Annotated in this window: 27 protein-coding genes; 14 read left to right on the top strand and 13 right to left on the bottom strand. The window is 63.0% G+C overall.

All coding sequences use genetic code 11. The features are described 5' to 3' along the window. The first annotated feature begins 7 nt into the window (after positions 1-7). Entirely contained in the window at positions 8-925 is a 918-nt protein-coding gene (locus IB277_RS16295) for a DMT family transporter (protein ID WP_060608358.1), read from the top strand. A gap of 33 nt (positions 926-958) precedes the next feature. Next, on the top strand, positions 959-1,657 hold the full coding sequence (locus IB277_RS16290; RefSeq protein WP_060580632.1) for a B3/4 domain-containing protein: 699 nt from the start codon (positions 959-961) through the stop codon (positions 1,655-1,657). Between the two features lie 75 nt (positions 1,658-1,732). Here the strand turns inward: IB277_RS16290 and IB277_RS16285 are convergent, their stop codons facing one another. Further along, on the bottom strand, positions 1,733-3,316 hold the full coding sequence (locus tag IB277_RS16285) for a peptide chain release factor 3 (protein WP_034797554.1): 1,584 nt from the start codon (positions 3,314-3,316) through the stop codon (positions 1,733-1,735). A gap of 91 nt (positions 3,317-3,407) precedes the next feature. Between IB277_RS16285 and dut the strand changes: the two genes are divergently transcribed. Then, positions 3,408-3,881, top strand: coding sequence for a dUTP diphosphatase (dut, locus tag IB277_RS16280; RefSeq protein ID WP_192371320.1), 474 nt, complete (start codon positions 3,408-3,410; stop codon positions 3,879-3,881). A gap of 149 nt (positions 3,882-4,030) precedes the next feature. Here dut and IB277_RS16275 read toward each other — a convergent pair whose 3' ends face one another. Next, positions 4,031-4,468 carry an Lrp/AsnC family transcriptional regulator gene (locus IB277_RS16275; RefSeq protein WP_060519687.1) on the bottom strand — a complete coding sequence of 146 codons (438 nt, stop codon included), beginning with the start codon at positions 4,466-4,468 and terminating at the stop codon, positions 4,031-4,033. Between the two features lie 130 nt (positions 4,469-4,598). Here IB277_RS16275 and IB277_RS16270 point away from each other — a divergent pair, with 130 nt between their 5' ends. Beyond that, positions 4,599-5,516 carry a DMT family transporter gene (locus IB277_RS16270; protein ID WP_060519685.1) on the top strand — a complete coding sequence of 306 codons (918 nt, stop codon included), beginning with the start codon at positions 4,599-4,601 and terminating at the stop codon, positions 5,514-5,516. Next, positions 5,513-5,818: an NIPSNAP family protein gene (locus IB277_RS16265; RefSeq protein ID WP_090300993.1), complete on the top strand. Its 306-nt coding sequence runs from the start codon at positions 5,513-5,515 to the stop codon at positions 5,816-5,818. The genes IB277_RS16270 and IB277_RS16265 overlap by 4 nt, the downstream gene beginning before the upstream one ends. A 39-nt stretch (positions 5,819-5,857) precedes the next feature. Here IB277_RS16265 and IB277_RS16260 read toward each other — a convergent pair whose 3' ends face one another. After that, on the bottom strand, positions 5,858-6,490 hold the full coding sequence (locus IB277_RS16260) for a LysE family translocator (RefSeq protein ID WP_192371319.1): 633 nt from the start codon (positions 6,488-6,490) through the stop codon (positions 5,858-5,860). 174 nt (positions 6,491-6,664) lie between these two features. Between IB277_RS16260 and IB277_RS16255 the strand changes: the two genes are divergently transcribed. Together IB277_RS16255 and cysK are read left to right on the top strand one after the other, a co-directional pair. After that, positions 6,665-7,282: a LysE family translocator gene (locus IB277_RS16255; RefSeq protein ID WP_090300995.1), complete on the top strand. Its 618-nt coding sequence runs from the start codon at positions 6,665-6,667 to the stop codon at positions 7,280-7,282. Positions 7,283-7,419: 137 nt separating this feature from the next. Continuing rightward, positions 7,420-8,388, top strand: coding sequence for a cysteine synthase A (cysK, locus tag IB277_RS16250; protein ID WP_034797566.1), 969 nt, complete (start codon positions 7,420-7,422; stop codon positions 8,386-8,388). Between the two features lie 67 nt (positions 8,389-8,455). On the opposite strand, the gene IB277_RS16245 is transcribed toward cysK, so the two are convergent. The 9 genes from IB277_RS16245 to rsmI all read right to left on the bottom strand — a co-directional run bounded on the left by IB277_RS16245 (position 8,456) and on the right by rsmI (position 18,073). Then, positions 8,456-9,988 (bottom strand): YifB family Mg chelatase-like AAA ATPase, encoded by a 1,533-nt coding sequence (locus tag IB277_RS16245; RefSeq protein ID WP_110818549.1) that lies wholly within the window; start codon positions 9,986-9,988, stop codon positions 8,456-8,458. Positions 9,989-10,187: 199 nt separating this feature from the next. Continuing rightward, the gene (gene gshB, locus IB277_RS16240) at positions 10,188-11,150 is read right to left on the bottom strand and encodes a glutathione synthase (RefSeq protein WP_090296334.1); all 963 of its coding nucleotides are present in this window, start codon (positions 11,148-11,150) and stop codon (positions 10,188-10,190) included. Between the two features lie 148 nt (positions 11,151-11,298). Next, positions 11,299-12,288, bottom strand: coding sequence for an endonuclease (locus IB277_RS16235; RefSeq protein WP_162731846.1), 990 nt, complete (start codon positions 12,286-12,288; stop codon positions 11,299-11,301). After that, entirely contained in the window at positions 12,285-13,397 is a 1,113-nt protein-coding gene (locus tag IB277_RS16230; RefSeq protein WP_060580627.1) for a sn-glycerol-3-phosphate import ATP-binding protein UgpC, read from the bottom strand. The genes IB277_RS16235 and IB277_RS16230 overlap by 4 nt, the downstream gene beginning before the upstream one ends. 66 nt (positions 13,398-13,463) lie before the next feature. Continuing rightward, a complete protein-coding gene (gene ugpE / locus IB277_RS16225) occupies positions 13,464-14,306 on the bottom strand; it encodes a sn-glycerol-3-phosphate ABC transporter permease UgpE (protein WP_090296332.1) in 843 nt (280 codons plus the stop codon). Positions 14,307-14,316: 10 nt separating this feature from the next. Then, complete coding sequence (locus IB277_RS16220; protein WP_244546755.1) at positions 14,317-15,321, bottom strand: ABC transporter permease subunit; 1,005 nt, start codon at positions 15,319-15,321, stop codon at positions 14,317-14,319. 5 nt (positions 15,322-15,326) lie between these two features. Further along, positions 15,327-16,625: an extracellular solute-binding protein gene (locus IB277_RS16215; RefSeq protein ID WP_029742937.1), complete on the bottom strand. Its 1,299-nt coding sequence runs from the start codon at positions 16,623-16,625 to the stop codon at positions 15,327-15,329. Positions 16,626-16,785: 160 nt separating this feature from the next. Next, a complete protein-coding gene (locus tag IB277_RS16210; protein ID WP_090296329.1) occupies positions 16,786-17,154 on the bottom strand; it encodes a YraN family protein in 369 nt (122 codons plus the stop codon). Next, entirely contained in the window at positions 17,144-18,073 is a 930-nt protein-coding gene (rsmI, locus tag IB277_RS16205; protein ID WP_110818550.1) for a 16S rRNA (cytidine(1402)-2'-O)-methyltransferase, read from the bottom strand. Before rsmI ends, IB277_RS16210 begins: the two co-directional genes overlap by 11 nt. Positions 18,074-18,325: 252 nt before the next feature. Between rsmI and dnaN the strand changes: the two genes are divergently transcribed. From dnaN to IB277_RS16170, 7 genes are all read left to right on the top strand, one after another. Next, positions 18,326-19,444 (top strand): DNA polymerase III subunit beta, encoded by a 1,119-nt coding sequence (dnaN, locus tag IB277_RS16200; RefSeq protein WP_034804468.1) that lies wholly within the window; start codon positions 18,326-18,328, stop codon positions 19,442-19,444. Between the two features lie 238 nt (positions 19,445-19,682). Then, positions 19,683-20,285 carry a phospholipid N-methyltransferase PmtA gene (gene pmtA, locus IB277_RS16195; protein ID WP_082005986.1) on the top strand — a complete coding sequence of 201 codons (603 nt, stop codon included), beginning with the start codon at positions 19,683-19,685 and terminating at the stop codon, positions 20,283-20,285. Between the two features lie 4 nt (positions 20,286-20,289). Beyond that, on the top strand, positions 20,290-20,877 hold the full coding sequence (locus tag IB277_RS16190) for a histidine phosphatase family protein (RefSeq protein ID WP_090296324.1): 588 nt from the start codon (positions 20,290-20,292) through the stop codon (positions 20,875-20,877). A 3-nt stretch (positions 20,878-20,880) separates the two neighbouring features. Next, the gene (gene pyrF, locus IB277_RS16185; RefSeq protein ID WP_034804475.1) at positions 20,881-21,585 is read left to right on the top strand and encodes an orotidine-5'-phosphate decarboxylase; all 705 of its coding nucleotides are present in this window, start codon (positions 20,881-20,883) and stop codon (positions 21,583-21,585) included. Between the two features lie 115 nt (positions 21,586-21,700). Next, a complete protein-coding gene (locus tag IB277_RS16180) occupies positions 21,701-21,988 on the top strand; it encodes a DUF1330 domain-containing protein (RefSeq protein ID WP_034804478.1) in 288 nt (95 codons plus the stop codon). A gap of 120 nt (positions 21,989-22,108) precedes the next feature. Next, positions 22,109-23,089, top strand: coding sequence for a complex I NDUFA9 subunit family protein (locus IB277_RS16175; RefSeq protein ID WP_060519663.1), 981 nt, complete (start codon positions 22,109-22,111; stop codon positions 23,087-23,089). A 240-nt stretch (positions 23,090-23,329) separates the two neighbouring features. Next, positions 23,330-23,491 carry a hypothetical protein gene (locus IB277_RS16170; RefSeq protein WP_034804494.1) on the top strand — a complete coding sequence of 54 codons (162 nt, stop codon included), beginning with the start codon at positions 23,330-23,332 and terminating at the stop codon, positions 23,489-23,491. A 163-nt stretch (positions 23,492-23,654) separates the two neighbouring features. Here the strand turns inward: IB277_RS16170 and IB277_RS16165 are convergent, their stop codons facing one another. Then, complete coding sequence (locus IB277_RS16165; protein WP_034804497.1) at positions 23,655-24,461, bottom strand: undecaprenyl-diphosphate phosphatase; 807 nt, start codon at positions 24,459-24,461, stop codon at positions 23,655-23,657. Between the last annotated feature and the right edge of the window lie 78 nt (positions 24,462-24,539).

Below are 24,539 nucleotides of genomic sequence, written 5' to 3'. Positions count from 1 at the left end.
AACGGACATGTCGGGAAAATTTCAAGGCTATCTCTATCTGTCGCTGGCGATGATCCTCGTCGGTAGCACGGTGATCGCCAGCAAGATCATCGCGACGGGCCTGCCACCGTTCACGGCCACCGCGCTGCGCTTCGCCGTCGCCTTCCCGCTCTTCCTGCTGTTGATGTGGCTCACCAGGACGTCATGGCCGAAACTTAAGGGCCGCGACTGGCTTCTCCTCATCGCCCAAGCCGGCGCTGGCAGCGTCGGCTATACGACGCTTTTGATCGCGGGCCTCAGCCTGACCTCGGCAACCGATGCCGGCGTGGTGATCGGTACGCTGCCGGTGGTTTCCGCCGCCATCGCTATCCTTCTTCTCGGCGAGCGCCCGGACCGCAAAGTGCTTGCGGCGATCGCACTTGCCGCAGCCGGCGTGCTGACCATCGTCTTCAAGCCCGGCGAAGGCGGCACCCATTCGCCGCTCGGCATCGCCCTCATCTTTGGCGCCGTCATATGCGAAGGCCTGTTCATCCTTCTCAACAAGCGCGTGAAGACGGAGATCTCGCCGCTGGCTCTTTCGACGCTGATGGCCGGCCTCGGCTTCGCGGTCGCCATCATCCCTGCGCTCTTCGAGACGCATGCGACGGCCGAGATCGACAGGGGCGCAATCGTTGCGGTTCTCTACTACGCCCTCATCCCGACCGTTGCCGGCTTCCTGCTCTGGTATGCGGGATCGGCCAAAGTAAGCGGCACCGAGGCCTCCGTCTTCACGGCGCTGGCGCCCGTTTCAGCCGTCGCCTTCGCCTTTCTCCTGCTCGACGAGCCGGTCGGCGCCCCTCAATTGCTTGGGATCGGCTGCGTGCTCGCCGCCGTCCTCGGCCTGACCCTACCCCAGATCCTCGCCGGCCGAAGGACGGCACGCGCCTTTCCGGTCGCGGAGGTTTGAACCAGAATGAACGCATCCAATTCGAGGACTTCCATGCACTTCCAGCACGCAGACGACATCTGGCGCGATTTCCCGGAGCTGAGCGCCGGCGCGCTTTTCATCGATGGCATAAATGGCGGCGTCTCGGTCGAGGACCATGTTCGCCAGTTCCAGGCGAGCGCAAATGATCGTCTCGGCGCGGGTTCGGAAAGCGACCTGCCCGAGATCCAGGCGTGGCGCCGGACCTTTGCCAAGATGGGATTGAAGCCGACACAATACCGCTCGGCAGCCGAAGCCTTGCTCCGCCGCTTCCGCAAGGAAGGGGACCTGCCCTCGATCCATCCGCTGATCGATCTTTGCAACGCCGCTTCGCTCGCCTTCGCCATTCCGATCGCCGTCTTCGACCTCTCCCACGTCAGCGGTTTTCTGCACGTCCGCCGGGCGGCCGGCAGCGAACGCTATCTGACGTTCTCAGGAGAAACGGAGAGCCCCGAACCAGGCGAAGTGATCTTCGCCGATGCCGAGGGGCGGGCGCATGCCCGGCGCTGGACCAACCGGCAGAGCGGTCTTTCGGCCATCCGGCCGCAGACGACGCATGCGCTGATCGTGGCGGAAGCGCTGCACAAGACGGCATGCGAGGACACCGAACGCCTGCTCACGGCACTTTCGCAGGCAATCGAACAGACCTGGGGCGCTCGCCCGAGCATGGCCATGCTCGATCGTTCGTCGCCGCGTTTCGATTTTTCGGTTTAGGGATTTCGTTCGGAAAACGGCGCTTGGGCGCCGCGAGACCGGCCGATGCCTAGGCACCGGCCGGACACAGGACAATCAGGCCGCCTTGGCGACGTGATATTCCTTGATCGCGACCATCTTGATCGCCGGATAGCGCTCGGCTTCGTAGCGCAGCGAGAAGCTGTCCTGCGCCAGGAACACCGGGTCGCCGTCGAGATCGCGGGCGATGTCGCCGCGGCGCGCGGTGACGAACTTGTCGAGTTCGGCCGGCTGATCGGACGAAATCCAGCGGCAAACGGAAAAGCGCGACATTTCGAAGGAGACCGGCAGGCCGTATTCGGCGCTGAGGCGCTCCTTCAACACGTCGAGCTGCAGCGCGCCGACGACGCCGACGATCGCCGGCGAGCCGTCTTCCGGCGAGAAGAGCTGCACGACGCCTTCTTCCGCCATCTGCTGCAGCGCCTCTTTCAGCTTCTTCGCCTTCATCGCATCCTCGAGCCGCACGCGGCGCAGGATTTCCGGCGAGAAGTTCGGCACGCCCTGGAACACCAGCGGCTCACCCTCCGTCAGCGTGTCGCCGATACGGAGCGTGCCGTGGTTCGGGATGCCGACGACGTCGCCGGCGTAAGCCGTGTCGGCGAGCTGGCGCTGCGAGGCGAAGAAGAACTGCGGGGCGCTGAGGCCAAGCTGCTTGCCGGTGCGCGACAGGCGTGCCTTCATGCCGCGCTCGAGCTTGCCGGAGCAGACGCGGGCAAAGGCGATGCGGTCGCGATGGTTCGGGTCCATGTTGGCCTGGATCTTGAAGACGAAGGCCGTCATCTTGTCGTCGGTCGCATGCACCGTGCGGATATCCGCGACCTGGTCGCGCGGCGGCGGGGCGATGTCGCCAAGCGCATTGATGAGATCGCGCACACCGAAGTTGCGCAGCGCCGAGCCGAAAAAGACCGGGGTCAGGTGGCCTTCGAGGAAGGCCTTCTTGTCGAAGGGCTTGCAGGCCTCGATCGCCAGCATCAGCTCTTCGGTAAAGGCGTCGCGCTCGTTTTCCGGCAGGCGATGGGAGGCCATTTCCGGGCCGTTGACCTTGGTCGGGATTTCCTGCGTGTCCGAACCGCGCACGGTGTTGTCGGCGAGGTTGTAGGACCCGCAGAAAGTCTTCGAGCGGCCGATCGGCCAGGTCACCGGCGCGCAGTCGAGCGCCAGCTTCTCCTCGACCTCATCCAGGATCTCGAAGGGATCGCGGCTCTCGCGGTCCATCTTGTTGACGAAGGTGATGATCGGGATGTCGCGCATGCGGCAGACTTCGAAGAGCTTTAGCGTGCGCGGTTCGATACCCTTGGCGGCGTCGATGACCATGACGGCCGCATCCACCGCCGTCAGCGTGCGATAGGTGTCATCGGCGAAGTCTTCGTGACCGGGCGTATCAAGAATGTTGAAGACGTTGCCGCCATACTCGAAGGTCATCACCGAGGTGACGACCGAGATGCCGCGCTCGCGCTCGATCTTCATCCAGTCCGAACGGGTCTGGATGCGGTCCTTCTTGGCCTTGACCTCACCGGCGAGCTGGATGGCACCGCCGAACAGCAGCAACTTTTCCGTGAGCGTGGTCTTACCGGCGTCCGGGTGGGCGATAATCGCAAATGTGCGGCGGCGGGAGACCGCCTCGGCGAGAGTTTCAGCCATGTCGTAAAATCCTGTGAGTTGCCGCGTCCTTTACAGGCTCGGCCCCGATTATGCAATTGACCGAGGCGCCCGTGGCCCGGCTTATGCGGGCATGAGCACGCACACTTCCCTATCCCGCCCGACCCTCAACCTCGTTCGTCTGCCGCACGGCGAAGGCCTGGAGCTTCCGGCCTACGAGACCGCAGGCGCCGCCGGCATGGATTTGCGCGCGGGCGTCCCCGCCGATCGACCGCTGATGCTCACCCCCGGCAAGCGCGCCCTCGTTCCGACCGGCTTCATTTTCGAAGTGCCCGCCGGCTACGAGGCGCAGATCCGCCCGCGCTCCGGCCTCGCCTTCAAGCACGGCATCACCTGCCTCAACACGCCCGGTACGATCGACAGCGACTATCGCGGTGAAGTGAAGGTGCTGCTCGTCAATCTCGGCGACGAGGAGTTCATCTTCGAGCGCGGCATGCGCATCGCCCAGATGGTGATCGCACCGGTCACGCAGGTCACGGTTCGCGAGGCCGACGGCGCAAGCGAGACGGCACGCGGCGCCGGCGGCTTCGGCTCGACCGGCGTCTGATCGAGCGACGGCTACCGCTTCGCACTTTTCCCGGAATTGGCTTTTAGGCCGTAATCCCGAACGGAAAACCGCTATGCACTTTTCCTGGGATTGCTCTCGCATGCGCAATTCCGGACGGAAAACCGCTTCGCACTCTTCCTGGGATTGCTTTAAATCAAAGGCGGCAGGCGGCGCTTGACCGGTGTCGACTTGACAATCGAGGTGTTGGTCTGCGCCTTCTCGGCGATCCGGTCGAGGATCGTGTCGAGCTGCGCCATGTCACGCACGTAGAGCTTGGCGATGAAGCAGTCGTCGCCTGTAACCTTGTCGCATTCGACGAATTCCGGCGTTTCCTGGATCAGCCTCTCGACGATGTGCAGCATGCCCGGCATCGGCCGCACGCGGATGACCGCCTGCAGCGGGTAGCCGACTTTGGCGGGGTTGAGGGCGATGGTGAAACCGTCGAGGACACCGCGCTCTTCCAGCTTGCGGAGCCTATCCGCAGCGCTCGGCGAGGAGAGCCCAGCCTCCTGCGCGAGCTCCTTCAGCGACACCCGGGCATTGGCGGCCAGTATGTCGAGGATTCGTCGGTCAATCTCGTCCAGCATCACGACACCATAAGTCACAACAACAAACAGAACTTCGATAATTAGGCAACCTAGCACAATTGCCTTCGTTAATCTATGGGAAAGGCCATGAGCACCGGCTATTCTGCGATCACCAATAGGAGCAGAAATCATGAATACCGAGCTCAAACGCGGCAGCATCGAGATGACGGCAGCGATGCTGATATCCGGCACCATCGGCTGGTTCGTGCTGATGTCGGGGCAGCCGGTGACGAGCGTGGTGTTCTGGCGCTGCGTCTTCGGGGCCATAACGCTCGTTGCCATTGCCTGGGCGCTCGGACTTCTCGACCGTCGCCACTTCAGCCGACGGATGCTGCTGCTTTCGGTCATCGGCGGCATCGCGATCGTGGTCAACTGGCTGCTGCTTTTCGCCGCCTATTCCCACGCATCGATCTCGATCGCGACGATGGTCTACAACACCCAGCCCTTCATGCTCTTGGGCCTCGGCGCCGTGTTCCTCGGCGAAAAGATCACCGTCACCAAGATCTTCTGGCTCCTGGTGTCGTTTGCCGGCATGCTCGCGATCATTTCGGCCAAGCCTGGCCAAGGCTTCGCGCCTGAAGATTATCTGATCGGCGTGGCCCTTTCGATCGGCGCTGCCTTCTTCTACGCGATCGCGGCGATTGCGACCAAGCTGCTCAAGGGCACGCCGCCGCATCTGATTGCGCTGATCCAGGTGATCACCGGCACCGTGATGCTGGCACCGATGGCGCTTGCCGCACCCGCCCCGTCAGGTGCAACGCAATGGTCGATCGTCCTGACCCTCGGCGTCATCCACACCGGGCTGATGTATGTGATGCTCTACGGCGCGATCCAGCGGCTGCCGACGCACATGACCGGGGCGCTTTCCTTCATCTATCCGATTGCCGCCATTGTGGTGGACCGCCTCGCCTTCGGGCACCAGTTGCAGCCGATCCAGATCGCCGGCTCCGTCGCGATCCTCGTTGCCGCCGCCGGCATGACTCTCGGCTGGAAACTTCGCCTTCCCTCTTCTATCAAGAAGCGGGAACGCGAAGGGAGAACTGCATGATCACCTGCTACCTGAAATACATTATCGACCCTTACAAGGCGGCCGAGTTCGAACATTACGCCAAGCTCTGGATCCCGCTCGTCAATCGGCTGGGCGGCACGCATCACGGCTACTTCCTGCCGCATGAAGGGGCGAACAACATCGCCCTGGCGCTCTTCAGCTTTCCGACCCTTGCCCACTATGAAAACTACCGCCGGGAAATGGCCGCGGATCCGGAATGCCAGGACGCCTTCGCCTATGCCGAGAAGACGCGCTGCATCCTCAGCTACGAGCGCAGCTTCATGCGGCCGGTTTTCGAGTAAGCCAGCTCCGGAGTTGAGGGCGGCGTCGGCAAGCGCGCGTTAGCGCCGCGCTTCCGAAGCCATGCTCAGCGCGAAGCCGAAGAGCGCCGTCCCCATCGCCCAGCGCTGCACCACCATGAACAACGGCCGCCGGGCAAGAAAAGCGGCGATGCCGCTGGCGGCGAGCGCGATCATGGCGTTGACGGTGACGCTGGTCGCGATCTGGATCGAGCCGAAGACCAGCGACTGGCCGAGCACGTTGCCGAGCTCCGGCCGGATGAACTGCGGCAGCAACGAGAGATAGAGCACCGCTACCTTGGGATTGAGCAGGCTGGTCAGGAAGCCCATGACGAACAGCTTCTTCGGCCCATCCTTCGGCAGGTTCTTGACCTGAAAGGGCGAGCGTCCACCGGGCCTGACCGCCTGCCAGGCGAGATAGAGAAGGTAGGCTGCACCGGCGATGCGAAGCGCATCATAGGCGAGGGGCACGGCCAGAAGCAGCGCTGTGATACCGAATGCCGCCGAGACCATATAGACGACGAAGCCGAGCGCCACGCCGCCGAGCGAAATCAAGCCGGCGCCCGGCCCCTGGCTGATCGAGCGCGAGATCAAGTAGATCATGTTCGGGCCTGGCGTCAGCACCATGCCAAGGGCCAGGAGGGCAAAGCCGATCATATCCTTCAACTCGGGCATGGAGAGGCGCCTTTCGCTCGTTTTCGCCAAGCTCTACGCATTTCGCACCAGCGGACAACGCCAGACTTGTCACCCGGTCAATTTCTTCAGCGGACGCCCGCCGGTCGCAGTTCGGTGATTTCCTTTTTCAGTCGCTTGAGGTAGAAATCGGCATCATCTTCGGAAGGACGTTCCATGACGCTCGCGGCCCTCATCGCCTATAGCGGCGCGCTCTTCATCGCCGCGGCCATTCCAGGCCCCGGCGTGACGGCGCTGGTTGCGCGCGCGCTCGGCTCCGGTTTCCGCGAGACCTTCTTCATGGGCCTCGGCATCGCGCTCGGCGACATGATCTATCTAACCGCGGTCATCCTCGGGCTGGCGCTGATTGCCCAGACCTTCACCACAGCCTTCCTGGTGGTGAAGTTTGCCGGCGTCCTCTACCTCGGCTACATCGCGTGGAAGCTGTGGAGCGCAGGGCTGCTGCCGGAGGACATCAAGGCGAAGCCGTCGACGAGTGCGGCCATGTCCTTTCTGTCCGGCCTGCTGATCACGCTCGGCAATCCGAAGACGATGCTGTTTTACGTGGCGCTCGTGCCGACGCTGATCGACATTCGGGCGATCGGACCCGGCGACTACGGCCTGCTCCTGACAGCCACCTTTCTGGTGCTCTTGAGCGTTCTCGTACCCTATATGGTGCTCGCCTCGCGTGCGCGTCTGCTGCTCAAGCAACCGAAGGCCCTGAAAGCGCTGAACCGGGTTGCGGCCAGCGTGCTTGCCGGCACGGCGGCCTATATCGCCGTTCGCGCCAGCTGAAAAAACTTTTCCCGAACAACGACTTCGCCAGTGGTTTTTCCTTCGGCGGATCGCTGCGCGGTGTTTGTCGTTCTGGAATTGCGCGATCATTGTTCCTATTCTCATAGCTCGACAATTTACGCCCAAGGGAGAAACCCATGTCCGACACACGCAAGCCCGGCCGCGGCCGCGTCTACTCCTCGATCACGGAAACGATCGGCGACACGCCCATCGTGCGGCTGGACAAGCTTGCCAAGGAAAAGGGCGTCAAGGCGAACCTGCTCGCCAAGCTCGAATTCTTCAACCCGATCGCCTCGGTCAAGGACCGTATCGGTGTGGCGATGATCGAGAGCCTGGAAGCGCAGGGCAAGATTACGCCCGGCCGCACGACGCTGGTGGAGCCGACCTCCGGCAATACCGGCATCGCGCTCGCCTTCGTCGCGGCCGCCAAGGGCTACAAGCTGATCCTGACGATGCCAGAGACCATGTCGGTCGAGCGGCGCAAGATGCTGGCGCTGCTCGGCGCCGAGCTGGTGCTGACCGAGGGCGCCAAGGGCATGAAGGGCGCGATCGCCAAGGCGCAGGAACTGGTCGAGACACTGCCGGACGCCATCATCCCACAGCAGTTCGAAAACCCGGCCAACCCGGAAATTCACCGCAAGACGACGGCCGAAGAAATCTGGAACGACACGGACGGCGCTGTCGACATTTTCGTCTCCGGCATCGGCACCGGCGGCACGATTACCGGCGCCGGCCAGGTGCTGAAGGCGCGCAAGCCTTCGATCAAGGTAATCGCCGTCGAGCCGGAGGAATCTCCGGTTCTGTCCGGTGGCAATCCCGGGCCGCACAAGATCCAGGGCATCGGCGCAGGCTTTGCGCCGGCGATCCTCGACACCACGGTCTATGACGAGATCGTCACGGTCAACAGCGCGGAAGCGATCGAGGCCGCCCGCCTTGTCGCCAAGCTCGAAGGCGTGCCGGTCGGCATCTCCGCCGGTGCAGCTCTAACCGCGGCAATCGAGGTCGGCCAGCGCGAGGAAAATGCCGGCAAGACCATCGTCGTCATCATCCCTTCCTTTGCCGAACGCTACCTCTCGACGGTGCTGTTCGATGGCCTGGGCGGCTGATCAGGCTGGGATAACTTCTGATCGGAAAGGGCGCCCACGAGGCGCCCTTTTTTTTCCAGGCACGCCGCTATGCGGCGACGGGCAAGCGTTCCCCGGCGATCCGATAGGAAATCGCCTCGGCGAGATGGATTCGGCCGACCGTCGACGCACCATCGAGGTCCGCAAGAGTGCGCGCCACCTTCAGCACCCGGTGATAGCCGCGGGCGGAGAATTTCATCTTTTCGGCGGCGTCCCGGAGAAGCTGCAGGCCGGCCGCATCGGGTGCTGCGATCTTCTCGATCATCGAGGTCGACGCGCGGGCATTGCTTGTCAGCTCTGGATGTCCGAGGGCGGCGAAACGATCGATCTGCAGCGCCCGGGCACGGGCGACGCGACGGGCAACGACCTCACTGCTTTCGGCTGCGGCCGGCTTCAGGAGATCGGCGGCGCTGACGGCCGGCACGTCGATGCGGATATCGATGCGGTCCATCAGCGGACCAGAAATGCGCGCCTGATAGTCGGACATGCAGCGCGGTCCACGGGCGCAGCTGCGGCCGGGTTCGCCGGCCATGCCGCAGCGGCAGGGGTTCATGGCCGCGACAAGCTGGATCGCGGCGGGATAGCTGACGCGGTGGTTGGCGCGGGCGATGATGCATTCGGCGGTTTCAAGCGGCTGGCGCAGCGCGTCGAGCACCTGCGGCGAGAATTCCGGAAACTCGTCGAGGAACAGTACGCCGTTGTGCGCAAGCGAGGCTTCGCCAGGCTTGGCGCGCAAGCCGCCACCGACCATGGCGGCCATCGTCGCGGAATGATGCGGCGTGCGGAACGGCCGTCGGTCCGAGAGCTTGCCGCCTGGAAGCTGCCCGGCGATCGAATGGATCATCGACACTTCGAGGAGCTCGGCCGGGTTGAGCGGCGGCAGGATCGACGGCAGGCGGGCAGCGAGCATCGACTTGCCCGAGCCGGGCGGGCCGACCATCAGCAGATTGTGGTTGCCGGCGGCCGCCACTTCGAGCGCCCGCTTGGCGCTTTCCTGACCCTTGATATCGGCGAGATCGGGCAGGTTAGATGCGCCTGAGCGGATCGCGGCCTCGGGTCGCGAAAGCACCTGCGTACCGCGGAAATGGTTGGCGATTGCGATCAGGCTGCGGGGCGCCAGAATGTCGATCTCGGCCCCGGCCCAGGCCGCCTCGGGTCCGCTTTCGGCCGGGCAGATCAGCCCCTTGCCGAGCGCATTGGCACCGATCGCGGCGGGAAGCGCGCCGGCAACGGCAGCAATGGTGCCATCGAGATTGAGCTCACCGATCACCACATAAGGCGCCAACGCATCGCCGGGAATGGCGCCGAGGGCTGCCATCAGGCCGAGTGCGATCGCCAGGTCGAAGTGGCTGCCTTCCTTGGGAAGGTCAGCGGGCGCAAGATTGACGGTCACGCGCTTGGCCGGCAGCGCCAGACCTGAAGCATGAAGGGCGGCCTGCACCCGCTCGCGGCTTTCGGCGACGGCCTTGTCCGGCAGGCCGACGATCTGCATGCCGACCTTGCCCGGCGCGACCATCACCTGCACATCGACAGGCAGACCCTCGATACCCTGAAATGCGACCGTGCTGACGCGCGCGACCATGCTTGCCCCCTCGCCCAGGCAGCCCAGTTATCGGGCGCCACAACCGCCCAGGGTTGCAGGCAGAAGCCTTGCACGGATCGCGCACAAAAACAAGAACAATAACGGAACATTTGAGGAGACGCGGGCCTGTACCTGGGACGTTTCGGCAAACGGCCGCAGGCGGAGGCCCGCGGCAAGCGCCATCGACCCGAGATGGATCCTAGGCCGAGATCTTGATCAGGCGCTTGCGCTCGATCGCATCCCAGAGCAGGCTCGCGACATCGGCGCCGCCGAACTTCTTCACTTCGCGGATGCCGGTCGGCGATGTCACGTTGATCTCGGTCATGTAGTCGCCGATAACGTCGATGCCGACGAAGAGGAAGCCGCGCTCCTTCAGCGCCGGCGCGATGCGGGTGCAGATTTCCTTCTCACGCGCCGTCAGTTCGGTCGGCTCAGGCCGGCCGCCAGCATGCATGTTGGAGCGGGCGTCGTGGTCTGCCGGAACGCGGTTGATGGCGCCGACCGGCTCGCCGTCGACGAGCAGGATGCGCTTGTCGCCCTTGCGCACCGCCGGCAGGTATTCCTGGGCGATGAAGGGCTCGCGGAACATCTGGCCGAACATTTCGAGCAGAGAGGACATGTTGCGGTCATCGCGGGTCGAGTGGAACACGCCGGCGCCGCCGTTGCCGTAGAGCGGCTTCAGGATGATGTCGCCCATTTCCTGGCGGAAGCTGGCGATCTCAGCGGGGTCGCGGGTGATCAGCGTCTTCGGCATCAGGTCGGCGAATTCGGTGACGAAGATCTTCTCCGGCGAATTGCGCACCCAGGCGGGATCATTGACGACGAGCGTCTTCGGATGCAGGCGTTCCAAAAGGTGCGTCGAGGTAATGTAGGCCATGTCGAAGGGCGGATCCTGGCGCAGCAGGATGACGTCCATGGTCGAAAGATCCACGCGCTCGGCTTCGCCAAGCGTGAAGTGGTCGCCCTTGACGTCGCGCAGCGTCATCGGCTGCACGCTCGCATAGACCTTGCCGTCGCGCAGCGACAGCTTTTCCGGCGTATAGTGGAAGAGGCGATAGCCGCGCGACTGTGCCTCGAGGCTCATGGCGAAGGTGGAGTCACCCGCAATGTTGATGCCCGACACATGGTCCATCTGGACCCCGACATTGACGATTTTCGCCATCTACCCATTCCCTCATGGATCACGGATAGCCGTGATCGATTTCAAACCGCCGGAGCGAATGAGGACGGGAAAACCGCTGCCCTCTGCCGCACTGGCAAAGCCCTCGACATGTAGAATGCGGGCGGGCCTTAGGCAAGGAGAGGCGAGCCTATTCGAAGCCTTCGATCACGCAGGTGATGAGATCGTGATCCGAAAGCGGCCGGCCGGTTTCGTCAAGCGAAGGAATGATCGTGGTCTCGCCGATCTTCAGCCCGCGCGACAGGAACCAGTCGAGCTTCATCGCCCGCTCTGGCCAGCGGGTGATCAGGCTCGGCCGCGTGGTCATCACGTCGAGCGGCCCACCATGGCGGGTAAAGCCCCTGATGGCGCTCATGGCAAACAGCCCTTCGGCCTCGAAATCGCCGCCGGCATGGTTGCCGGTGTTGAGATCGCCACCGATCATCACCGGCAGGCCGGGGAAAGTCTCGTCGAGTGCATCGATCAATTCCTTGACCTGGCGCTCTCGGTAGACGGCAGTCGTCGCACTCTCGAGATGGGTGGAGACGGCGACGAAGGGTCCGGCTTCCGTCTCGATGACGGCGCCGATCGCACAGCGCTCGCCAAGGCGCGGCTGCTCGCCATCGGTGAACCAGAGGCGTTCGCCCCATAGGCGCAACATGAAGGGCCGGGAGAACGGCACCGCAGCCATCACCGCATTGCCATGGAACCCCTTGGCGTTGAATTCGTCCTCGCAGAATTCGCGCTCCGTATCGGAGCCGAGCCCCATCTCGATGAACTCGATGCCATACGCATAGTGCATGCCGAGTGTTTCGGCGACTTCGGCGGTCGGGTGACGCTGGCCGGTGCGGGCCATGCCGTTGTCCATCTCTGAAAGAAGGACGACCGGCGCGTTTGTCGCGGCGAGATGGGCGGCGCTTTCGGCCGGAAACAGGCAGCGCTCCAGGTTCCAGGCAGCAACGGTGAACGGGAAGGCGAGCGGCGTATCGGAGGCCGGTGTGCCGCCGACCTCCACGCTGTTCATCTCCGGCCGTGCGGCCATGGCTGCGTCATGGGCGGCAATGGTGCGCACGATCTCGGCAAAGCTGGCGCGGGTTTCAAGCGAAGGAACGGCAAGCTGCTCGACGGTCTTGGAGATCACGATGCGGTCTCCAGGCGTGGCGCTGCAACCGGCGCTTCATTGGCAAACGACGTGCCGCGCTCCAGCCGCTTGCCGGTCTCGGTCGAGAAGAAGTGCAGACGGTCGACGGCGATCGTCACTGCAAGATCACCCGAAAGTGGCGTCTCCGGAGACAGCGCGATGGTGAGCGCCTGGCTCTCGATGGTGCCGTGCACGAGCCGCTGCGCGCCCAGTTCCTCGACATAGTCGACCTGGAACAGCATGGCGTCCTCGCCGACGCCGGCGAGCTTGAGATCTTCGGCGCGAAGCCCAACCGTGACCGGGCCTTCGACCGGCGCACGGTCGCCAAGCGCGATCCTGTAGAGACCGATCTGCAGGTTGCCGCCTTCGATCTCACCCTTGATCAGGTTCATCGCCGGCGAGCCGATGAAGCTGGCGACGAAGGTTGAGGCCGGGCGGTGATAGACGTCGAGCGGACGGCCGATCTGTTCGATGCGACCGCCATTCAGCACCACCAGACGGTCGGCAAGGGTCATCGCCTCGAGCTGGTCGTGGGTGACGTAGAGCGAGGTCGTACCGAGGCGCTTCTGCAGGCGTTTGATCTCGCCGCGCATGGAGACGCGCAGCTTGGCGTCGAGATTGGAGAGCGGCTCGTCGAAGAGGAAGGCCGCCGGCTTGCGCACGATGGCGCGGCCCATGGCGACGCGCTGGCGCTGGCCGCCCGAGAGCGCACGGGGCTTGCGGGTAAGATAGGGCTCGATCTCCAGCATGCGAGCGGCTTCGGCGACGCGGGCGTCGATCTCGGCCTTCGGCGTCTTGCGGTTCTTCAGGCCGTAAGCGAGGTTTTCGTAGACGGTCATGTGCGGATAGAGCGCGTAGTTCTGGAAGACCATGGCGATGTCGCGCTCGGCCGGATCGACCTCGTTGATCACGCGTGAGCCGATCGTCACCGTGCCCTTCGAAATCGTCTCCAGCCCCGCGACCATGCGCAGAAGCGTGGACTTGCCGCAGCCGGACGGGCCGACCAGCACGATAAATTCGCCGTCCTCGATATCGATCGAGACGGATTTCACCGCCTCGACATTGCCGTGATAGATCTTCGAGACCTCGGCGATGGTAATGGCCGCCATGGCTGCCTCCGTAAGATTGATGTCGTTTCAGGAGCGGGCGGGACTTTTGTCCCGCCACGACCCCGTTTACTTGTCGCTTTCCGTCAGGCCCTTGATGAACCAGCGCTGGAAGATCACGACGATCATGACCGGCGGCAGCATGGCGAGAATCGCCAGCGCAAAGGCCTCGTTATAGTCGGGGATGTTCGAGCCGACCCAGACGAGCAGGATCTGCTTGATGCCGCGCACCAGGGTGAAGAAGCCTTCGTCGGTGGTCATCAGGGTGGGCCAGAGATACTGGTTCCAACCGTAGACGAACATGATGATGAAGATCGCCGCCATCATCGTGCGCGAGAGCGGCACCAGTACGTCGATGAAGAACTTGAAGGGGCCGGCGCCGTCGATGCGCGCGGCCTCCAGCAACTCGTCCGGCACCGACTTGAAGAACTGCCGGAAGTAGAAGGTGCCCGTCGCCGAGGCGAGAAGCGGCACGATCAGGCCGGTATAGGTGTTGGTCAGCTTCAGCGTGTTCATCACTTCATAGGAAGGAAGGATGCGCACTTCGAGTGGCAGAAGCAGGGTGGTGAAGATCACCCAGAAGAAGAAGGTCGCGAGCGGAAAGCGGAAATAGACGAGCGCATAGGCCGCCAGCATCGACAGCACGATCTTGCCGACGGCGAAACCCAGGCCGAGGATCATCGAGTTCAGCATCATGTTGAAGCCGGTGATCTTGCCGGTGAAGCCGCCCTCGCGCGTCAGTACCGTCTGGTAGGTCTCGACGAAATGGCCGCCCCAGCTGAGGCTGAGACCGTTGCGGTGAATGTCGGCCGCCTCGTGCGTCGAGGTCATGAAGGCGACGACGACGGGCGCCACCATGATGAAGACGCCGAAGAGCAGGACGATGTGGTCGAAAATCTTGGTGCGATACATCGGCCCCACCTCAGTTGTAATGCACGCGCCGCTCGATGAAGCGGAACTGGAAGATGGTGAGCACGAAGACGATCAGCATCAGGATCACTGACTGGGCCGAGGAGCCGCCGAGATCGTTGCCGCGGAAACCGTCCATGTAGACCTTGTAGACAAGGGTGATCGGGTTGTTGGCAGCCTTGTCCTTCACCATCACGTCGATGACGCCGAAAGTGTCGAACAGCGCATAGGTGACGTTAATGATCAGAAGGAAGAAGGCGGTCGGCGCGAGCAGCGGCAGGATCACCGTCCAGAAACGGCGGAAGCCGGAGCGGCAGTCGATCGCCGCAGCTTCCCGCACCGAGACCGGAATGCCCTGGAGCCCTGAGAGGAAGAAGATGAAATTGTAGGGGATCTGTTTCCAGACCGAGACGACCACCATGGAAAAGGCGGTGTCGAAGTAGTTCAGACCAACCTTGATGTCCCAGCCGAACCAGCGCGCAAGCTCGACGATCGGGCCGATATGCTGGTCGAAGAACATCATGCCGATGAGGCCTGCGACCGGCGGGGCAATGGCATAGACCCAGATCAGCAGCGTCTTATAGGCGGCGTTGCCGCGGATGACGCCATCGGCCTTGACGGCGAGCAGCAGCCCGATCGACAGCGCAAAGAAGGTGACCAGCGCCGTGAAAACGGCGGTGAAACGGGCAATGCCGAGATATTCGCCTGATTTCAGCACGTCGGCATAATTGGTCATCCCGACGAAGGTCGAGCCGAAACCGAAGGGGTCTTCAAGATAGAACGACGACTGGATCGCCTGAACCGACGGCCAGTAGAAGAAGATGAAGATGATCGCGAGCTGCGGCGCGAGGAAGAGGTATGGCAGGAACGGCGAGGAGAACTGCACGCGCTTTGCAGCGCTTTCGCCTCCGCTATTCGACTGGCCACCGAAAATCCGGAAGGCGCCGAAGCGACGCCCCCCGGTCTTTGTTCCGGTCCCTCCCCGCGCTGCGGGGAGGAGATCTGTCGCGGTCGACATCGAGCTCAGCCGGCCGTCTTGGCGAAACGGGCGAGCAGCTCGTTGCCTTCCTTCTCGATCGTGTCGAACGCGTCCTTGACGGTTGTTTCGCCCGAGAAGATGCGGCCGTATTCGCGTTCCATGATTTCACGGATCTGCGGGTAGAAGCCGAGGCGGTAGCCCTTCGACCAGTCGCCGGCCGGCAGCATCAGCTGCTTGATGCCGACTTCGGCAACCGGCTTTTCCTTGTAGTAACCATCCTTCTGGGCAAGCTCGTAGGCTGCCTTGGTGATGGCCACATAGCCGGTGGCCTTGTGGTAGAAGTACTGGATCTCAGGCGAGGTCAGGAACTGGAAGAAGTCGGCAACGCACTTGTTTTCTTCATCCGTCTTGCCGGACATGGCAAAGAGTGCCGCGCCGCCGATGAAGGAGTTGGTGCCGGCGCCCTTGATCGAGCCCCAATAGGGCAGGAAGGTTGCCGAGAACGGCATCTGCGCCGTCTTCTGCAGGCCGCCGAACGAACCCGACGAACCGATCCAGAACGCAGCCTTGCCTTCTTCGAAGACCTTCTGGTTGTCGTTCCAACCGGCGCCGTAGAAGGCGAAGTAGCCTTCATCCTTCCAGGCCTTCAGCTTGTCGAACATCATGACGAGGTTCGGGTCGGTGACCTTCAGCTCAGTGTCGACGACGGCGTCGTAACCGTTGTTGTTGGTGGCGAACTGGATGTTGTTGCGGGAGAAGAAGTTCTCCGTGAACTGCCAGGTGAGCTGCGACTGGACGAGCGGGATGTAACCGGCTTCCTTCAGCTTCGGGGCGACGGCCTCGAACTCTTCCCAGGTCTTCGGCGCTTCGACGCCGGCCTTCTTCAGGGCCTCGTCGTTGATGTACATGATCGGCGCGGAGGAATTGAACGGCATGCCGACGAACTTGCCTTCGCTGTCGGCGTAGAAGTAGCGCACGCCATCGATGAAGGCGTTGCGGTCGAAGTTGTGACCAGCCTTGATGATCAGGTCTTCGGCCGGGATGACCGCGCCCTTGGCGTTGATGATCGTGGCGGCACCGGCGTCGAAGACCTGCAGGATGTTCGGCTGTTCACCCGAGCGGAAAGCGGCGATACCGGAAGCGAGCGCTTCCTCGTAGGTGCCCTTGGAAACCGGGGTCAGCGCGCAGGCGCTCTGGGCTTCATTGAACTTCTTGGAAACTTCATTGATGACTTCGCCATTGCGGCCGGCCATGCCGTGCCACCAGGTAATGTTGGTCGCGGCAAGCGACGAGGTCGCGGAAAATGCAAGGGTAAGGGCTGCGAGCGTAAACTTCTTGAACATGACTAATCCTCTCCACCGGGTTGCGGATGGCAGTGGACTAGTGACCTTCAATGACAGGCCCGTAACGCTTTTATGTCGGAACGATTACAAATTCGAGAATATGTTCCAACGAGGAGCACCCGCGGAACAACGCAATCATTTTCCTTCATTATGCGCCGATTCAGAACGCATCCGGCAGGTGCCGCGGCCAGCCCCAAGGGGTCACGGTGACGATGTCGTAGCGCACGGAAAGCCTGCTGAAATCCGGCTGTTTCGCCAGCCAGAGATCGCTCGCGGCACGGATACGCCTCTGCGCTGTCGCCGTCACGGCGAAGACGCCGTCTTCGGCCGAGCGACGGGCCTTGACCTCGACGCAGGCGATGAGATCGCCGCGCCTTGCGATGATGTCGATCTCGCCAAGCTTGGTGCGATGGCGCATGGCGACGATGCGGTAGCCCTTGAGCAGAAGGCAAAGCGCGGCACGGTATTCGGCGAGATGCCCTCGCCTCAGCGCCTTCAGCTTCCGCTTGTCGCCACCATCAGTCGTCATGGCGCTCCTTCAACTGCAGCAGCCGGTCATAGAGTTCCTTGCGCGGCAGGCCCGTCTGGCGGGCGGCTTCGGTTGCCGCCTTGCCGGTCGGCATGTCGGCGACCAGGCTTTGCAGCAGCGCGTCGACGTCGGCCGCTTCCGGTTCGGGCGCGGCATCGGGAGGGCCTATGACGAGCACGATCTCGCCCTTGACCGGCCCCGCCTGTTCATAATGAGCTGCAAGCTCGCCGAGCGTGCCGCGGCGAAATTCCTCGAAGGTCTTGGTCAATTCGCGGCAGACGGACGCCCGCCTGCCCTCCCCCAAAACGTCGGCCGCCGCCGCAACCGTCGCAGCGATCCGGTGCGGCGATTCGAAGAACAGGATGGTTGCCGGCACGGTGGCGAGTTCCCTGAGGCGATCGCGTTTGGCCTTGTCCTTGGTCGGCAGGAAACCGGCAAAGAGGAAAGCATCGTTCGGCAGGCCGGACCCGACGAGGGCTGCAAGCGGCGCCGAGGCGCCGGGAATCGGCACGACGCGATGTCCGGCCTCGATCGCAAGCTGCCCCAGGCGGTAGCCGGGGTCGGAGACCAGTGGCGTGCCGGCATCAGAGACTAGTGCCACCGAACGCCCTTCGGCGAGCGCTGCCAGCAGCCGCGGACCGGCCTCGTCGGCATTGTGCTCGTGGTAGGCGTAGGGCCGATTGGTGATGCCGTAGCGATCAAGCAGAACACGGGTGACCCGCGTGTCCTCACAGGCAAGCACATCGGCGCCGGCCAATGTTTCCAGCGCGCGCAGCGTGATATCGCCGAGATTGCCGATCGGGGTTGCCACCAGATAGAGCGCGGCATCAAGGGGGCGGGCCGGAACGCTCACATTGTGCAGCCGGTAGCTGCGCTCCCTCTGTCCGCCGGCCGGTTCCGCTGTCTTTTGCTTTTCCACCTGTAACGTCCTGATCGTGCTTACCGATGTGTCTGTCCGGTCTTTATGAGTGAGCCACCATGGCAGAGCAAGGGCAAGACGACGGGCCCACGTGCCGCATCTGGGGACAGAAGCCCTCAAACCCCTTGCTTTCCGGGCGCTCTTTCTGCCATTTTGCCGGTCCACATCTATCCGGTCGGTCGGCCGGGGCACTCGCAGTTGACGCTCAGGCGGACGTTTCGCCCGCCGGGCAATGGTTGAAAGCGGCATCCCATGCGCATTACTCTCGAGCGATCCAACCTCCTGAAATCGCTGAACCACGTGCACCGCGTGGTGGAGCGGCGAAACACGATCCCGATCCTCTCGAACGTGCTCCTGCGTTCCGACGGCGCCAGCCTCGAAATGAAGGCGACCGACCTCGACCTCGAAATCACCGAGGCGACCCCGGCGCAGGTGGAGCAGGCGGGCGCGACCACCGTGCCAGCGCACCTGCTCTACGACATCGTGCGCAAGCTGCCCGACGGTTCGGAAGTGCTGCTCGCCACCAACGCCGAGGGCACGGCGATGACCGTCGCCTCGGGCCGTTCCAAGTTCTCGCTGCAGTGCCTGCCGCAATCCGACTTCCCGGATCTGACCGCCGGCAGCTTCTCGCATTCGTTCCGCCTCAAGGCGACTGACCTCAAGATGTTGATCGATCGCACCCAGTTCGCGATCTCGACTGAGGAAACCCGCTACTACCTCAACGGCATCTTCGTACACACGGTCGAAAGCAAGGGTGAGCTGAAACTGCGCGCCGTCGCAACCGACGGCCATCGCCTGGCGCGCGCCGACGTCGAGGCGCCATCCGGCTCCGAAGGCATGCCGGGCATCATCATCCCGCGCAAGACCGTCAGCGAATTGCAGAAGCTGCTCGACAACCCGGAACTCGTCGTCACTGTCGAAGTCTCGGACGCCAAGATCCGCCTGACGATCGGCTCGATCGTCATGACCTCGAAGCTGATCGACGGCACTTTCCCCGACTACCAGCGCGTCATCCCGGCCAACAACGACAAGGAACTGCGCGTCGATTGCCAGTCCTTCGCTCAGGCGGTCGATCGCGTATCGACGATCTCGTCGGAGCGCGGCCGCGCCGTCAAGTTGGCGCTGAACGAAGGCCAGATGACGCTGACGGTCAACAATCCCGATTCCGGCAGTGCTACGGAAGAACTGCCCGTCGGCTACGACCACGATCCGCTCGAAATCGGCTTCAACGCGAAGTACCTGCTCGACATTACTTCGCAGCTGACAGGCACCGATGCGATCTTCATGCTGGCAGACCCGGGCTCGCCGACGCTCGTCCGTGATCTGGCCGCTGAAGATGCGCTCTATGTGCTCATGCCGATGCGCGTGTAGCCGGGCCTGATGCGGCGCGAAATGCCAACCCGTCACGCCCGCGCGTGACGGGTTTTTTGTTGGCCGCGGCATCTGCGGACTGTTGATAAGCGAACGCTTTCAGGCGCAGACAGACTTGTTTTTGCCGCAGATGGGGACACATTATGATCACCGCCGCCGCGGCCGGCCCGAATCACCGGGCGAGGAATTTTGCGCGGACGGCCTGTGCGAGGAGAGGACAGCGGTTTTGAGGGGTTCAATGAATTTGCGCGTGAAGGTGAAGGAACGGCTCGGACGGAAGTTCGACGAAGAGATTCGCTTTTTCAAAGGATGGATGAGCAATGCCAAGGCCGTCGGCGCGATCCTGCCGACCTCCTCCGTCACAGCGCGCCGAATGGCGAGCGTCATCAATCCGGCCTCAGGCCTTCCGGTTCTTGAGCTCGGCCCCGGCACCGGCGTCATCACCAAGGCGATCCTGGAACGTGGCCTTGAGCCGTCCAATCTCGTGTCGATCGAGTATTCGACCGATTTCTACAATCAGCTCAAGACCAACTTCAACGGCGTCAACTTCATCAACGGCGACGCCTTCGATCTGGAACACACGCTCGGCGAACTCAACGGCCAGACCTTCGACAGCGTCGTCTCTGCCGTGCCGCTTCTGAACTTCCCGATGCATCGCCGCGTCGAACTGATCGACGATCTGCTGTCGCGCATTCCGGTCGGCCGGCCGGTCGTGCAGATTTCCTATGGGCCTTTGTCGCCCGTCGTTGCCATGCCGGACCGCTACAGCATCCAGCATCTCGACTTCGTCGTGCGCAACATTCCGCCGGCGCAGCTCTGGGTCTATCGCCGGGCGCACTGACGGGATGTTCGGCGTCTACGTCACCCATCCGCAGGTCCAGATCGATCCGGACGTGCCCGTCCCGCAATGGGGACTTTCCACTGTTGGCCGCGAACGCGCGGTCATCACCGCCCGATTGCCCTGGGTGCGTTCGCTCGGACGGATCGTTTCGAGCGACGAAACCAAGGCGATCGAGACGGCACAACTTTTGGCCGATGCGGCCGGCGTGACGGTCGAGGTCCACCACGACATGGGCGAGAACGATCGATCGGCCACCGGCTTCCTGCCGCCGCCGGAATTCGAGAAGGCGGCCGACTGGTTCTTCGCCAATCCCACCGAAAGCTTCAAGGGCTGGGAGCGCGCGATCGATGCCCAGAGCCGCATCTCGAACGCGGTCTTTCGGATCCTCGGCGATCACGATCCGAAAATCCCGATTGCCTTCGTCGGCCATGGCGGCGTCGGCACACTTCTGAAATGCCGCCTTACCGGCGCGCCAATCTCGCGCGCAGCCGACCAGAAGGGTGGTGGCGGCGGCAATGTCTTCGCTTTCCGCCTTGCGGATCGGACTGTTGCATGCGACTGGACCCCGATGGAACACTGGCAGGGGATTTAGACGATGACCGAAACCGCGCGCGACAGACTGATCGTAGGCCTCGACCTTCCGACGATTGCGGATGCCGAGAAGATCGTGTCGACGCTCGGCAACGATGTCTCCTTCTACAAGATCGGCTACCAGTTGGTCTTTGCCGGCGGCCTGGAATTCGCGCGCGACCTGGCCAAAAGCGGCAAGAACGTCTTCCTCGACATGAAGCTGCTCGACATCGACAACACGGTGGCCAAGGGCGTCGAGAACATCGCCAAGATGGGCATGTCGATGCTGACCCTGCACGCCTATCCGAAGGCGATGAAGGCGGCTGTCGAGGCTGCAAAAGGCTCCGACCTCTGCCTGCTCGGCGTCACCGTGCTCACCTCGATGGACGAGCAGGACGTGATCGATGCCGGCTATGAATACGATCCGCACACGCTGGTGCTGCGCCGGGCCGAACAGGCGCGCGCCGCCGGCATGGGCGGCATCGTCTGCTCAGCGGAAGAATCGGCGGCAGTGCGCAAGATCATCGGGCCGGACATGGCACTCGTCACCCCGGGCATTCGCCCGGCCGGCGCGGACAAGGGCGACCAGAAGCGGGTGATGACGCCCTCCGAGGCGCTCAAGGCCGGATCCAGCCATCTCGTCGTCGCGCGCCCAATCGTCGCAGCCGCCGAGCCGCTTGCGGCTGCCCGCGCCATCCTTGCCGAAATGAACGGTGCGCTCGCCCGCTGATGCCGGGCGACACCCGTCGGACCAGCGCGCCCGGTCGATCCGCTTGACCTCGGCCCAAATTTGCCGGAAGTAACACTCCCGTCAGCCTTTCGTGCTGCAAGACGAGGAGCTCAATATGGCCAAGGGATACTGGATCGCACGGGTCGATGTCCGCGACCCCGAGCGCTACAAGGACTATGTAGCGGCCGCAAAGCCCGCCTTCGAGAAATACGGCGCCAATTTTCTGGCACGCGGCGGGCTGCATCATCGGTTGGAGGGTGGCGTTCGCGCCCGCAACGTCGTCATCGAATTTCCATCGCTGCAGGCGGCGATCGACTGTTATAACTCTCCCGAGTACCAGATTGCCGCCGCGATCCGCCAGGAAGTCGCCGACGCCGAGATGGTGGTCGTCGAAGGCGTCTGATCCCACCGCCCCCAACCTTTAGCAGGCTCTGCACGCAGGCGTCGATTGGCCTTCACCTCTCGCGGCTGTTGGGTTATGTAGCAATCAATTCTTTCCGATCCGATCAGGAGTGCACATCCCATGACCTTGTCCAACCTTCCGCCGCTGGTGACGATTTTCGGCGGATCCGGGTTCGTCGGCCGTCATGTGGTGCGCGCGCTCGCCAAACGCGGCTATCGCATCCGCGTCGCCGTTCGCCGGCCGGACCTTGCCGGTCATCTCCAGCCGCTCGGCAATGTCGGCCAGATCTCCTTCGTTCAGGCGAACCTGCGCTACCGTAAATCGGTCGACCGCGCCGTTGAAGGCTCCGATCACGTCATCAACTGCGTCGGCGTACTGTTCGAGAGCGGCCGCAACACCTTCGATGCGGTCCAGGATTTCGGCGCCCGTGCCGTGGCTGAAGCGGCCCGCGGCGTCGGCGCGACGCTGACCCATATCTCCGCCATCGGCGCCGACGCCTCCTCTGCATCGAACTACGCCCGCAGCAAGGGCCGCGCCGAGGCCGCTATCCTTGAGACCAAGCCTGACGCGATCATCCTGCGTCCGTCGGTCGTCTTCGGTCCAGAGGACGGCTTCTTCAACAAATTCGCCAACATGGCCCGCTTCTCGCCGGTCCTGCCGCTGATCGGCGGCGGCGAGACGAAATTCCAGCCCGTCTACGTGACCGACGTCGCCGAAGCCGTGGCCCGCGCCGTCGACGGCAAGATCGCCAAGGGCAAGATCTACGAACTCGGCGGCCCTGACGTCTTGAGCTTCCGCGACTGTCTCGAGATCATGCTCAACACGATCGACCGCAAGCGCACGCTCGTCTCGCTGCCCTTCGGCGTCGCGTCTCTGATCGGCAGCGTTTCGTCGCTGATCCCCTTCGTCACGCCGCCGCTTACCGCCGACCAGGTGGTGTTGCTGAAATCCGACAATGTCGTCTCCGCAAAGGCCGTATCGGAAGGCCGCACACTTTCCGGCATCGGCATCGACCCGACGATGCTGGAATCGATCCTGCCGACCTATCTGGTGCGCTACCGCCCGCAGGGCCAGTACACCCGTAGCGGCCGCGCCGCCTGATCGGCAGCAACCCAACGATTTTTTTGAACGGCCGCCGGAACCACCGGCGGCCGTTTTCTGTTGTATTGCGGTAACAGCGTTGCAGTTCTGCCGCAGTCGGAAAAGCGATTGGCATTTACCGCAAATTCAACATGTCCTGATATTGATCATGTCATATCCACCAACTAAACACCGCCTCGCGCCCCCGATCCCAAGGCATGACGGCGGGCGGCGGCATCAATCTCGAAAGGCATAGCGTCCATGGGCAAGTCGATCGCAATCTTTTTTGCGTGTGCGGCACTGATCATTCTGGCTGGATCGTTCATGGCGCCGAACACGGTCGCCAGCAGCGGCAAGGATTGCGCACCGGCCTATGGCGTCGATCCGTGCACCACGGCATCGATCGACCTTTCCGGCCACTAAGGGCCGGCGCCTCGACGAGGCATCAAAAGTTATTGGCGGGGGCCAGTAGCCGCGTGCGTTTCACCATGAGACGCACGCGGCTTTGTTTTTAGGGCCTGACAACAGGTCAAGGAAAAAGGCGCGTCGGGGACGCGCCTTTTGTCATTGAGATCGTCGGTTCTGCTCAGCCAAGCAGCCACAGACCGATCAGGCCGGCGATCCCGACGATGATGCGCCAGATGGCGAAAGGCGTGAAACCGCGCCGCGAGACGAAGTCGAGCAATGAGCGCACGACGAAGATGCCGGCGACGAAGGCCGCAATGAAACCGACTGCAATCAGGGTAAAATCGTCAAAGGAGAGCGCATCGCGGTTCTTGTAGAGGTCCAGCGTAAAGGCGCCGACCATGGTCGGCATCGCCAGGAAGAACGAGAACTCGGCGGCCGAACGCTTGTCGGTGCCCATCAGCAGGGCGCCGGCGATCGTCGCGCCGGAACGGGACGTTCCGGGGATCATAGCCAGGCACTGGAACAGGCCGATCTTCAGCGCCAGCGACGGCGGGTAGTCCATCACGTCGGTATAGCGCGGCTTCAGCGGCAGATGGTCTATCGCATAAAGGATGACGCCGCCGACGATCAGTACGACGCAGATCAGGACAGGCGTCTCGAACAGCACCGTCTTGATAAAATCATGGGCAATGGCACCGATGACCGCCGCCGGCAGGAAGGCGAGCAGCACTGACACGACGAAGCGGCGCGCCTTGATGCTTGTCGGCAACGCCAGCGCGATCGACAGAAGCTTCTGGAAATAGACGAGCAGGATCGCCAGAATGGCGCCGAGCTGGATGAGGACGGCGAAGGTGTTGCCCGGCGACTTGAAGCCGAGGAAGTGGCCGGCGAGAAGGACGTGCGCCGTTGACGAGACGGGGATGAACTCCGTCAGGCCCTCGATCAGACCGAGGACAAGCGCACTGATGATCGATTGATCCGCCATATATGAGAATTTCCTGACAAGTTTTGGAGTGGGAGGAAAAGGCTGATTCGCTTGTGTTTGCCACCACAAATTTCTATA

The organism is Ensifer sp. ENS07 (genome assembly GCF_014852185.1).
GTDB classification, from domain to species: domain Bacteria; phylum Pseudomonadota; class Alphaproteobacteria; order Rhizobiales; family Rhizobiaceae; genus Ensifer; species Ensifer adhaerens.
This window is presented reverse-complemented; position numbering and strand designations above follow the sequence as displayed.

Coding starts and splice junctions, on each gene's coding strand:
- IB277_RS16295 (WP_060608358.1), top strand. CDS start 8: ATGTCGGGAAAATTTCAAGGCTATCTCTATCTGTCGCTGGCGATGATC.
- IB277_RS16290 (WP_060580632.1), top strand. CDS start 959: ATGCACTTCCAGCACGCAGACGACATCTGGCGCGATTTCCCGGAGCTG.
- IB277_RS16285 (WP_034797554.1), bottom strand. CDS start 3,316: ATGGCTGAAACTCTCGCCGAGGCGGTCTCCCGCCGCCGCACATTTGCG.
- dut (WP_192371320.1), top strand. CDS start 3,408: ATGAGCACGCACACTTCCCTATCCCGCCCGACCCTCAACCTCGTTCGT.
- IB277_RS16275 (WP_060519687.1), bottom strand. CDS start 4,468: ATGCTGGACGAGATTGACCGACGAATCCTCGACATACTGGCCGCCAAT.
- IB277_RS16270 (WP_060519685.1), top strand. CDS start 4,599: ATGAATACCGAGCTCAAACGCGGCAGCATCGAGATGACGGCAGCGATG.
- IB277_RS16265 (WP_090300993.1), top strand. CDS start 5,513: ATGATCACCTGCTACCTGAAATACATTATCGACCCTTACAAGGCGGCC.
- IB277_RS16260 (WP_192371319.1), bottom strand. CDS start 6,490: ATGCCCGAGTTGAAGGATATGATCGGCTTTGCCCTCCTGGCCCTTGGC.
- IB277_RS16255 (WP_090300995.1), top strand. CDS start 6,665: ATGACGCTCGCGGCCCTCATCGCCTATAGCGGCGCGCTCTTCATCGCC.
- cysK (WP_034797566.1), top strand. CDS start 7,420: ATGTCCGACACACGCAAGCCCGGCCGCGGCCGCGTCTACTCCTCGATC.
- IB277_RS16245 (WP_110818549.1), bottom strand. CDS start 9,988: ATGGTCGCGCGCGTCAGCACGGTCGCATTTCAGGGTATCGAGGGTCTG.
- gshB (WP_090296334.1), bottom strand. CDS start 11,150: ATGGCGAAAATCGTCAATGTCGGGGTCCAGATGGACCATGTGTCGGGC.
- IB277_RS16230 (WP_060580627.1), bottom strand. CDS start 13,397: ATGGCGGCCATTACCATCGCCGAGGTCTCGAAGATCTATCACGGCAAT.
- ugpE (WP_090296332.1), bottom strand. CDS start 14,306: ATGTATCGCACCAAGATTTTCGACCACATCGTCCTGCTCTTCGGCGTC.
- IB277_RS16220 (WP_244546755.1), bottom strand. CDS start 15,321: ATGTCGACCGCGACAGATCTCCTCCCCGCAGCGCGGGGAGGGACCGGA.
- IB277_RS16215 (WP_029742937.1), bottom strand. CDS start 16,625: ATGTTCAAGAAGTTTACGCTCGCAGCCCTTACCCTTGCATTTTCCGCG.
- IB277_RS16210 (WP_090296329.1), bottom strand. CDS start 17,154: ATGACGACTGATGGTGGCGACAAGCGGAAGCTGAAGGCGCTGAGGCGA.
- dnaN (WP_034804468.1), top strand. CDS start 18,326: ATGCGCATTACTCTCGAGCGATCCAACCTCCTGAAATCGCTGAACCAC.
- pmtA (WP_082005986.1), top strand. CDS start 19,683: ATGAATTTGCGCGTGAAGGTGAAGGAACGGCTCGGACGGAAGTTCGAC.
- IB277_RS16190 (WP_090296324.1), top strand. CDS start 20,290: ATGTTCGGCGTCTACGTCACCCATCCGCAGGTCCAGATCGATCCGGAC.
- pyrF (WP_034804475.1), top strand. CDS start 20,881: ATGACCGAAACCGCGCGCGACAGACTGATCGTAGGCCTCGACCTTCCG.
- IB277_RS16180 (WP_034804478.1), top strand. CDS start 21,701: ATGGCCAAGGGATACTGGATCGCACGGGTCGATGTCCGCGACCCCGAG.
- IB277_RS16175 (WP_060519663.1), top strand. CDS start 22,109: ATGACCTTGTCCAACCTTCCGCCGCTGGTGACGATTTTCGGCGGATCC.
- IB277_RS16170 (WP_034804494.1), top strand. CDS start 23,330: ATGGGCAAGTCGATCGCAATCTTTTTTGCGTGTGCGGCACTGATCATT.
- IB277_RS16165 (WP_034804497.1), bottom strand. CDS start 24,461: ATGGCGGATCAATCGATCATCAGTGCGCTTGTCCTCGGTCTGATCGAG.